Below are 6,298 nucleotides of genomic sequence, written 5' to 3'. Positions count from 1 at the left end.
GTACCGTAAGGTGCGGGGTTTTTGCTTTTGTTTTTCTCCCTCTCCTTGAAACTTTCTCACCTTTAGCTTGCAGACTCGACATTCACGCCAATTCTGGGTATCGTTGGCTGTCTGGATGTCTAAACGTTTATACGTATGCTGTGAGGATACAAGGTTATGCCGATTCGGGTGCAGGACGAGCTACCAGCCGTCAATTTCTTACGTGAAGAAAACGTCTTTGTGATGACCACTTCACGCGCGACAGGTCAGGAAATTCGCCCCCTGAAGGTGCTCATTCTTAATCTGATGCCGAAAAAGATCGAAACAGAGAATCAGTTCCTGCGCCTGCTTTCGAACTCTCCGCTTCAGGTGGATATTCAGCTGCTGCGGATCGATGCCCGTGAGTCGCGTAACACGCCTTCTGAGCATTTGAATAACTTCTACTGTAACTTCGACGATATCCGCGAGGAAAACTTCGACGGACTGATTGTCACCGGTGCGCCGCTGGGCCTGGTAGAATTTAATGATGTCGCCTACTGGCCGCAGATCAAACAGGTACTGGAGTGGGCAAAAGATCACGTCACGTCCACGCTGTTTGTCTGTTGGGCGGTACAAGCCGCGCTGAATATCCTCTATGGCATCCCCAAACAAACCCGTACCGAAAAACTCTCCGGCGTATACGAACACCACATTCTTCACCCTCATGCCTTGCTGACACGTGGGTTTGATGATTCGTTCCTGGCCCCGCATTCGCGCTACGCCGATTTCCCGGCGCAGCTGATTCGCGACTACACCGATCTGGAGATCCTGGCCGAAACAGAAGATGGCGATGCTTACCTGTTTGCCAGCAAAGATAAACGTATTGCCTTTGTAACCGGGCATCCTGAATACGATCCACACACCCTCGCGGCAGAGTATTTCCGTGATGTCGAAGCGGGTCTCAATCCGGATGTGCCGTACAACTACTTCCCGAAAAACGATCCCCAGAACAAACCGCGAGCCACCTGGCGCAGTCACGGGAATTTGCTGTTTACCAACTGGCTCAACTATTACGTCTACCAGATAACGCCATACGATCTGCGTCACATGAATCCGACGCTGGAGTAATCTTCTGCATAAAACGATCCTAAAGCGTTTCAGCTATTCACATCAGGCACCTTCGGGTGCCTTTTTTATTTCCGAAATTCAACTCAACATGCAATAAAACTTTAAATTCATAGTAATCAATAAGTTGAATTTAAATTGAATTTAAAATGGAAATTGTTTTTGATTTTGGAAAAAATAGAGATAGTCTTAATTCTGCTGAGCGAAAACTACACAACGATCTTTCGTTCGCATTGGGGATGTGAATTTGGATCTTTGATGAGGAGCAGAGTGATGACTCAACAGGCAACGACGGTCGATGAACTGGCCTTTACCCAGCCGTATGGCGAGCAAGAACAGCAAATTTTGACGGCTGAGGCGGTTGAATTTCTGACTGAACTGGTGACCCGCTTTACGCCGCAGCGCAATAAGCTGCTGGCTGCACGCATTCATCAACAGCAGGAAATTGATAATGGCAAGCTGCCTGGGTTTATTTCGGAAACCGCTTCCATTCGACGCGGCGACTGGAAAATCCGCGGCATCCCTGAAGATTTGCAGGATCGCCGCGTTGAGATCACTGGTCCGGTAGAGCGCAAAATGGTGATCAACGCCATGAACGCCAACGTTAAAGTCTTTATGGCGGATTTTGAGGACTCCCTGGCCCCGGACTGGCGTAAAGTTATCGACGGGCAGATCAACCTGCGCGATGCCGTTAATGGCACCATCAGCTATACCAACGAAGCCGGTAAAATTTATCAGCTGAAACCCAATCCGGCGGTTCTGATCTGCCGCGTACGCGGCCTGCACCTGCCGGAAAAACACGTCACGTGGCGCGGAGAAGCGATTCCGGGCAGCCTGTTTGATTTTGCCCTCTATTTCTTCCACAACCACAAAAACCTGCTGGCAAAAGGCAGTGGCCCCTATTTCTACCTGCCGAAGACCCAGGCCTGGCAGGAAGCGGCCTGGTGGAGTGAGGTGTTCAGCTACGCGGAAGATCGCTTCAACCTGCCGCGTGGCACCATTAAAGCCACCCTGCTGATTGAAACGCTGCCTGCCGTATTCCAGATGCATGAAATCCTGCACGCTCTGCGCGATCACATTGTGGGTCTGAACTGCGGACGCTGGGACTACATCTTCAGCTATATCAAAACGTTGAAAAACCACCCCGATCGCGTACTGCCGGATCGCCAGGTTGTCACCATGGATAAACCGTTCCTCAGCGCCTATTCGCGCCTGCTGATTAAAACCTGCCACAAGCGCGGTGCCTTTGCGATGGGCGGCATGGCGGCCTTTATTCCGAGCAAAGACGCTGAGCGTAACAATCAGGTGCTCAACAAGGTGAAAGCTGACAAGGAGCTTGAAGCGCGTAACGGTCACGACGGCACGTGGATCGCCCATCCAGGCCTGGCCGATACGGCAATGGAAGTCTTTAACCACGTGCTCGGCGACAACAAAAACCAGCTGTTTGTCACCCGTGATGACGATGCCCCAATCGCAGAAGAGCAACTTCTGGCGCCGTGCTCGGGTGAACGCACGGAAGAGGGCATGCGCGCCAATATCCGCGTTGCCGTGCAGTACATCGAAGCTTGGATTTCTGGTAACGGCTGTGTGCCCATCTACGGTCTTATGGAAGACGCGGCGACGGCAGAAATCTCCCGTACCTCTATCTGGCAGTGGATCCACCATCAGAAAACGCTCAGCAACGGCAAGCCGGTGACCAAATCCCTGTTCCGCCAGATGCTGGCGGAAGAGATGCGCGTCATTCAGGACGAGCTGGGCGAACACCGCTTCAGCAGCGGACGTTTTGATGATGCCGCCCGCCTGATGGAGCAAATCACAACCTCAGATGACTTAATCGACTTCCTCACCCTGCCAGGCTACCGCCTGCTTGCGTAAATCCACCACATAACAATATGGAGCATCTGCACATGAAAACCCGTACCCAACAAATAGAAGAACTGAAGAAAGAGTGGACACAGCCGCGCTGGGAAGGTATCCGTCGCCCATACAGCGCTGAGGAGGTGGTGAAACTGCGTGGCTCGGTCAATCCGGAATGCACACTGGCGCAAAATGGCGCGGCGAAGATGTGGCATCTGCTGCATGGCGGCTCCAAAAAGGGCTACATCAACAGCCTTGGTGCACTGACCGGCGGTCAGGCATTGCAGCAGGCGAAGGCCGGTATCGAAGCCATTTATCTTTCCGGCTGGCAGGTCGCGGCGGATGCCAACCTGGCCTCCAGCATGTATCCGGATCAGTCGCTCTATCCGGCAAACTCGGTGCCGTCGGTGGTGGATCGGATCAACAACACCTTCCGCCGTGCGGATCAGATCCAGTGGGCGGCAGGTATTGAGCCAAACGATCCGCGCTTTATTGACTACTTCCTGCCGATCGTCGCGGATGCAGAAGCCGGTTTCGGCGGCGTGCTGAACGCCTTTGAGCTGATGAAATCGATGATTGAGGCCGGTGCAGCGGCCGTACACTTCGAAGATCAGCTGGCCTCGGTGAAGAAATGCGGACACATGGGCGGCAAAGTGCTGGTCCCGACCCAGGAAGCGATTCAGAAGCTGGTCGCTGCGCGTCTTGCCGCTGACGTGCTCGGCGTGCCGACGCTGGTGATTGCCCGTACCGACGCGGACGCGGCTGACCTGATCACCTCTGACTGCGATCCATACGACAGCGAGTTCATTACCGGCGAGCGCACCAGCGAAGGATTCTATCGTACCCATGCTGGCATTGAGCAGGCCATCAGCCGTGGCCTGGCGTATGCACCGTACGCAGACCTGGTATGGTGCGAAACCTCCACGCCGGACCTGGCGCTGGCAAAACGCTTTGCCGATGCTATCCACGCCAAATACCCGGGCAAACTGCTGGCCTATAATTGCTCGCCGTCCTTCAACTGGCAGAAGAATCTGGACGATAAAACCATCGCCAGCTTCCAGCAGCAGCTGTCAGACATGGGCTACAAGTATCAGTTCATCACCCTGGCGGGGATCCACAGCATGTGGTTCAACATGTTCGACCTGGCGCACGCCTACGCGCAGGGTGAAGGCATGAAGCACTATGTCGAGAAAGTGCAGCAGCCGGAGTTTGCCGCGGGCAAAGAGGGCTATACCTTTGTTTCTCATCAGCAGGAGGTGGGAACCGGTTACTTTGATAATGTGACCACGATTATTCAGGGCGGCGCCTCCTCCGTCACCGCCTTAACGGGGTCAACAGAAGAAGCGCAGTTCTAATCTTTTCCCCCTCTCCCCTCTGGGGAGAGGGTTGGGGTGAGGGGGAATCTATGTCGCGTGGTCTGGAATTACTGATTGCACAGACTATTTTGCAGGGCTTCGATGCCCAGTATGGTCGTTTTCTGGAAGTCACCTCCGGCGCGCAGCAGCGCTTTGAGCACGCCGACTGGCATGCGGTCCAGCAGGCCATGAAGCAGCGTATTCACCTCTACGATCATCACGTGGGTCTGGTGGTGGAACAGCTGCGCTGCATTACCGATGGTAAAAACCCTGACGCGGCATTTTTACTGCGCGTTAAGGAGCACTACACCCATTTGTTGCCAGACTACCCGCGCTTCGAGATTGCGGAGAGCTTTTTCAACTCCGTGTATTGCCGGTTATTTGACCACCGCTCATTATCTCCTGAGCGGTTATTTATTTTTAGCTCCCAGCCGGAGCGCCGTTTTCGCACCATTCCGCGCCCGCTGGCGAAGGATTTTTTCCCCGACCACGGCTGGGAGAAGCTCCTGCACCGCGTGTTAACAGATTTACCGCTGCGTTTGCCGTGGGAGAATAAAGCCCGCGATATTGGCTTTATCATCGCCCATCTCCACGAATCCTTTGGCGAAGAGGCGCTCAGCCACTGCCATTTGCAGGTCGCCAACGAGCTTTTCTACCGCAATAAAGCCGCATGGCTGGTGGGCAAGCTGGTGACGCCCTCCGCCACCGTGCCGTTTCTGCTGCCCATCCACCGTACTGATGACGGTGAACTGTTTGTCGATACCTGCCTGACCACCAGCGCCGAGGCCAGCATTGTGTTTGGCTTCGCCCGCTCCTATTTTATGGTCTACGCTCCGTTGCCTGCCGCCCTGGTGGAGTGGCTGCGCGAGATCCTGCCGGGCAAAACCACCGCCGAGCTGTATATGGCGATTGGCTGTCAGAAGCATGCCAAAACGGAAAGCTATCGGGAGTATTTGCGTTATGTCACCACCGCCGATGAGCAATTTATCGAAGCGCCCGGCATTCGCGGCATGGTGATGCTGGTCTTTACGCTGCCGGGATTTGACCGGGTGTTTAAGGTCATCAAAGATACATTCGCGCCGCAGAAAGAGATGACCGCAGCGCATGTTCGTGCCTGCTATCAGCTGGTGAAAGAACACGATCGCGTCGGACGCATGGCGGATACGCAGGAGTTTGAAAATTTTGTGCTGGATAAGCGGCAGATCGATCCGGCTTTAATGGCCCTGTTACTGCAGGAAGCACCGGCAAAAATCACCGATCTGGGCGACAAAATAGCGATTAGCCATCTGTATATCGAGCGCCGTATGGTGCCGCTGAATATCTGGCTGGAACAGGCCGACGGTCAGGCTTTAAAAGATGCCATTGAAGAGTACGGCAACGCGATTCGTCAGCTTGCCGCTGCCAATATCTTCCCCGGCGACATGCTGTTTAAAAACTTCGGCGTGACCCGACACGGGCGGGTAGTGTTCTATGATTACGATGAAATTTGCTACATGACCGAGGTTAATTTCCGCGATATCCCGCCGCCCCGTTACCCGGAAGATGAACTCTCCGGCGAGCCGTGGTACAGCGTCTCACCGGGCGATGTCTTTCCCGAGGAGTTTCGCCACTGGCTGTGCGCCGACCCGCGTATTGGGCCATTGTTTGAAGAGATGCATGAGGATCTGTTCCGCGCCAGCTACTGGCGCGGACTGCAAACGCGGATCAAAAACGGGCATGTGGAAGATGTGTACGCCTACCGTCGTAAGCAGCGGTTTTGCATCCGGTTTTCTCCCTCTCCCGCAGGGTAAGGGCATCATGTTTTCTCCCTCTCCCTGTGGGCTGAGGGATCCCCAGTAATATGGTCATGCCACCATGACCATATTACTGTACTCTTTTCCCAGCTTTTTCATCTCGTTAACTATATTCAGGCGTCTTACTTTCCCGGGCTCATGCCGGATGACTTCTTCTGCCAGACTCAGGTATGACAGAACCCGTCTGTGCCTGATGCTGCTTGCCTGATA

The 6,298-nt window shown here is 54.2% G+C and carries 4 protein-coding genes; all 4 read left to right on the top strand.

Annotated features, from left to right (window positions below; all coding sequences use genetic code 11):
* The first annotated feature begins 156 nt into the window (after positions 1-156).
* The 4 genes from metA to aceK all read left to right on the top strand — a co-directional run bounded on the left by metA (position 157) and on the right by aceK (position 6,085).
* Positions 157-1,086, top strand: a complete 930-nt coding sequence (gene metA / locus AK59_RS0123335; protein ID WP_013095021.1) for a homoserine O-acetyltransferase MetA — start codon at positions 157-159, stop codon at positions 1,084-1,086.
* 270 nt (positions 1,087-1,356) lie between these two features.
* A complete protein-coding gene (aceB, locus tag AK59_RS0123330) occupies positions 1,357-2,958 on the top strand; it encodes a malate synthase A (RefSeq protein ID WP_013095022.1) in 1,602 nt (533 codons plus the stop codon).
* A gap of 32 nt (positions 2,959-2,990) precedes the next feature.
* Positions 2,991-4,295 (top strand): isocitrate lyase, encoded by a 1,305-nt coding sequence (aceA, locus tag AK59_RS0123325; protein ID WP_020686610.1) that lies wholly within the window; start codon positions 2,991-2,993, stop codon positions 4,293-4,295.
* 50 nt (positions 4,296-4,345) lie between these two features.
* The gene (gene aceK, locus AK59_RS0123320; RefSeq protein ID WP_029883951.1) at positions 4,346-6,085 is read left to right on the top strand and encodes a bifunctional isocitrate dehydrogenase kinase/phosphatase; all 1,740 of its coding nucleotides are present in this window, start codon (positions 4,346-4,348) and stop codon (positions 6,083-6,085) included.
* Positions 6,086-6,298: the final 213 nt, after the last annotated feature.

The organism is Enterobacter sp. T1-1, from assembly GCF_000710795.1.
GTDB classification, from domain to species: domain Bacteria; phylum Pseudomonadota; class Gammaproteobacteria; order Enterobacterales; family Enterobacteriaceae; genus Enterobacter; species Enterobacter cloacae.
This window is presented reverse-complemented; position numbering and strand designations above follow the sequence as displayed.

Coding starts and splice junctions, on each gene's coding strand:
- metA (WP_013095021.1), top strand. CDS start 157: ATGCCGATTCGGGTGCAGGACGAGCTACCAGCCGTCAATTTCTTACGT.
- aceB (WP_013095022.1), top strand. CDS start 1,357: ATGACTCAACAGGCAACGACGGTCGATGAACTGGCCTTTACCCAGCCG.
- aceA (WP_020686610.1), top strand. CDS start 2,991: ATGAAAACCCGTACCCAACAAATAGAAGAACTGAAGAAAGAGTGGACA.
- aceK (WP_029883951.1), top strand. CDS start 4,346: ATGTCGCGTGGTCTGGAATTACTGATTGCACAGACTATTTTGCAGGGC.